At 70.7% G+C, this 4,266-nt stretch carries 3 protein-coding genes; all 3 read right to left on the reverse strand.

What is annotated here, in order from left to right:
• Positions 1-128: 128 nt before the first annotated feature.
• Positions 129-539 (reverse strand): VOC family protein, encoded by a 411-nt coding sequence (locus tag J1C73_RS21740; protein ID WP_123466183.1) that lies wholly within the window; start codon positions 537-539, stop codon positions 129-131.
• Positions 540-661: 122 nt separating this feature from the next.
• Entirely contained in the window at positions 662-1,465 is an 804-nt protein-coding gene (locus tag J1C73_RS21745; protein ID WP_207317893.1) for a class I SAM-dependent methyltransferase, read from the reverse strand.
• Positions 1,466-1,628: 163 nt separating this feature from the next.
• Positions 1,629-3,899, reverse strand: coding sequence for an MMPL family transporter (locus tag J1C73_RS21750; RefSeq protein WP_207317892.1), 2,271 nt, complete (start codon positions 3,897-3,899; stop codon positions 1,629-1,631).
• Positions 3,900-4,266 lie beyond the last annotated feature (367 nt).

Raw genomic sequence — 4,266 nt, forward strand, 5'->3', positions numbered from 1 at the left:
GGCGCGGGCCCGCGCCCACGAGGGATGACACAAGAGCGGACTCCTTCTCATGCCGACGACTGCCGACGGCTGGTGATCGATGCCGATGGCTGTCGACGGGCGCCGATGGGTGCCGATGACGGGGCTGTTCAGCGGAGTTCCTGGATGCGGACCATGTTGCCCGCGGGGTCGCGGAAGGCGCAGTCGCGGATTCCGTACGGCTGCTCGGTCGGCTCCTGGACGACCTCGGTGTCGCCGGCCTGCACCTTCTCGAAGGTTCCGTCGAGGTCCCGGGTGGCCAGCAGGATCCATCCGTAGGTGCCCTTGGCCATCATCTCGGTGATGGTGCGGCGCTCGTCCTCGGTGACCCCGGGGTCGGCGGCCGGGGGCGCCAGGAGGATGGACGTGTCGGGCTGGCCCGCCGGGCCGACCGTGATCCAGCGCATCCTGCCCTGCCCGACGTCACTGCGGACCTCGAAGCCGAGGGTGTCGCGGTAGAAGGCCAGGGACGCGTCCGGGTCGTCGTGCGGGAGGGCGCTCGTGTGAATGGTGATGTCCATGGCGATCAGGTTAGGCGTGGTCCCGCGAACCGCGCTTCTCGAATCCTGACCGATCCGGCCATCCGTCGCACCGCCCGCGGTCCCGCCGCCGCGCGCCCCGTGGCCTGATCCTCCCGGACCGGTTACGGGCGCCGTCCCCAGGCGGAGATCATCGGGGCCGTCGCCAGATCGAGGCCTCCGGTGGCGACGTTCGACAGATGGAGGTCGATGTCCTCGTCGGTCGCGATCCCCGCGGCCACGAGCCGGCCACGGATCTGCCGGACGGTCGCAGCCTCAAGAACGGTGCAGGCGGGCGAGGTGATCGGGAAGTAGCCGTCCGCCCGCACGTCGAGCAGACCGGCCTCGCGCAGCCGCCGGGGCAGTGTCCGGCCGTACGAGAGATCGGCACCGCGCGCCGCCATGAGCTCACGGAACCCGGACCGCAGACGGTTGGCCAGCCGCTGCTCGAGGCCCGACTCGTCCGGGCACAGCAGAGGCTGCAGCCCCGGATCGGCGTCCTCCAGCAGCAGCACACCACCGGGTCGCAGCGCCTGGACCATGCGGCGCAGTGCCTCGGCGCGGTCGACGACGTGCACCAGGACCAGCCGGGCGTGCACCAGGTCGAAACCACCCGGCGGCGGCGGGTCGGCCGCGACGTCGTGGCGCAGGACTTCGACGACGTCGGAGGCGGCCTCCTGGGCCCAGGACACGTCGATGTCGGTGCAGACCACCTGCCCGGCGGCTCCGACCCGTTCGGCGAGACCCGCGGGAACGGAGGGGCCGCCGGCCCCGACCTCCCAGCACCGCATGCCCTCGGTGATGCCGATCCGGTCGATGTGCCGGAAGGTCACCGGATCGAACAGCTCGGCCAGCGCGCCGAACCGGATGCCCGCCTCCGACTGCTGGTTGTCGAGCAGATACCCGTGGTCCTTGCCGTGCTCGGTCATGCCCTGCCCCATCGTCTCTCTCCGTCCGCCGGATGCGTCCGCCGGACTCGAAGTCCACCATGCCGGGCACCGTCCGGCCCTGCCCGGTCCGGCCCTGCGCGACTGTGCCCGCCTCCGGGTCATGGGGGAGGCGGGCACTTCGTGGGGCGTCGGTCGCGTGTGATCAGACCTGCGTCGAGTCCTTCACGTACGGCTCCTTCACGTACGGCGACTCGGTCACGGACTCCGGCCCGGCCGGGGCCGCGGCTGCCGGTTCGGGCGCGGGGCCGCCCTCGCTCAGGCCGAACCGCCCGTGGAGCTTGCGCAGGAAGCCGGGCGCGTACCAGGCCGACCGGCCGAGCACCCGCATCGCGGCGGGCACCAGGATTCCGCGTACCGCCACGGCGTCGATGAGGATGGCGAGGCCGCTGCCCAGGCCGAACAGCTGCATGAAGCTGAGTTCGGCCGTCCCGAAGGCGAAGAAGCTCACCGCGAGGAGGCAGGCCGCCGCGCTGACGATGCGTCCCGTGTGCCCGAGGCCGTTGGTCACGGCGGACTCGTCGTCCTCGCCCAGGTCGTGGAGTTCCTTGATACGGCTGGTGACGAAGACCTCGTAGTCCATGGAGAGGCCGAAGGCGATGCAGAACATCAGCACGGTCATGGACACCTCCATCGGCTGCGCTGTGAAGCCGAGCAGGGAGGAGAGGTGGCCGTCCTGGAAGATCCAGGTCATGACGCCGAGGGTCGCTCCCAGGCTGATCAGGTTGAGCACCAGCGCACGCAGTGGCTGCACGACGCTGCCCGTGAACAGGAAGAGCAGAAGGAACGTGGTGAGGACGACCAGGGCCACCGCGATCGGGAGGCGATCAGCGATCGCGCCCTTGGCGTCGACCAGCACGGCGTCGGTTCCGCCCACCAGGGCGTGTGACCCGGCGGGCGGGGCGAGCGCCCGCACCTCGTCGACCAGGCTCTGGGACTCGTCCGACTTCGGTGACAGGCCGCTCACCACGTTGACCCGCTGCGCGTCGGGGCGTCCGAGAGCGGTGTTGCCCGGGCCGGCGGCGGTGGACCGTCCACCGGTGTAGGTGCCCGCACTGGTCTCGACCCGCACGACGCCCTTGAGCCCGGACAGTTCGACCGCGTACGACGTCAGAGGGGCCTTGCTCACGGATGTGTCGATGACGACGTGGAGTGCCGCGTCGTCATTGCCGTTGAACTTCTTCTGCAGGACCGACGAGACCTGGCGGCTTTCGGCGTCCGAGGGCAGCACACGTTCGTCCGGGGTGCCGAAGGTGATGCCGAGGAGCGGGCTCGCCGCCACCAGCAGGACCGCGAGCACGGGCAGCGCGGTGAGCGCGGGCCGCCGCATGACGGTCCCGGCCAGCCGTCCCCACATCGGTGTCCGGGTGGCGGAGCGGCCCGGGTTCGCCCACGGCAGCCGCCCGCTGTTGACCCGGTGACCCAGGACGACGAACAGGGCAGGCATGACGAACAGGGTGCTGAAGGCCGCGATGGCGACGACCCCGACCCCGGCATAGCCGAACGAGCGCAGGAAGTACTGCGGGAACACCAGGAGCGCCGCGAGCGCGGCCGCCACGGTCGCGGCGGAGAACGCGACCGTACGGCCCGCGGTGCTGACCGTCCGCCGGACGGCGTCGTCCACGCTCGCCCCGGTCGCGAGCTGTTCCCGGAACCGGCTGATCATCAGCAGGGCGTAGTCGATGCCGAGGCCGAGCCCCAGCGCCGTGGTCAGGTTGACCGCGAAGACGGAGACGTCGGTGACGCTGCCGAGGACGAAGAGCTCCGCGAACGCGCCCGCGATGGCGATGATTCCGATCACCAGCGGCAGCAGGGCGGCGACCAGGCCGCCGAAGACGATCAGGAGCAGCACGAGGGTCAGCGGTACGGCGATGCCCTCGGCCAGGAGCAGGTCCTCGCCCGACTGCTTCCCCATCTCGCTGGTCACGGCGGCGGCGCCGCCCGCCCGGATGGTGAGCGCGTCCTTGTAGGGCCCGGTGTAGGCGTCGATGACGCCCTTGGCGTTCTCGTCCCGCTCGGTGTCGTCCCCCTTCACATGGGCGAGCACCATGGCTTCGCGGCCGTCCTCGGAGCGGAGGGCGGGGCTGCCCGTGTCCCAGAACGAGACGACGTTCTCAAGGTCCTTCTCCTTCTTGAGGCCGGCCAGCAGGGCCCGGCCGCTCTGCTGGGCGGCCGGAGCGTCGACGCGGCCCTCGGAGGCGCGGACCAGCAGGACCAGGTTCGTCTCCCCGCCGAACTTCTCGTCGATGACCTTCCCGGCCCGGGTGGACTGGGAGGCCGGGTCGTCGTAGCCGCCCCCGAGCAACCTGCCGAACGCGCCGGAGCCCAGGACGCCCATGAGGGCAACAGCCACTACGGCGACGATGAGTATCAGCCTGGGCCGGCGAATCGCCAGTTCGGCTATGCGTTCAAACACGCACGATCTCCTTAGGTCTCATGGCGGTGAAATCGGCCTGAAGCAGCCTGAGTTGCAAGGGGGTGCGGCCGGCGCGGCGCTCCGCGAAGCTCTTCGCCCGTCCGAAGCAGGTGCGGTGTCGCACTCGTTGTCGCCGTGAGTGACGTTAGTGAGGAGATCGAAGATTTGGCAGTGTTAGATTTTCTTCACGGTCGGCAAGTTCTTCTTGCTCCGCATACGGCGGCCGCCGTACGGTCGCCGTATGCCTGCCGACGAATCCGCAACGGCCCCGCCCACCCTGCGCCAGCGCCGCCGGGCCGCCGCCACTCAGGAGATCCTGGACGCCGCCGAGCGCCACATCACCGAGAACGGCCCCGCGGCCCTGTCC

This window comes from Streptomyces laculatispora (assembly GCF_017353455.1).
GTDB classification, from domain to species: Bacteria; Actinomycetota; Actinomycetes; order Streptomycetales; family Streptomycetaceae; genus Streptomyces; species Streptomyces laculatispora.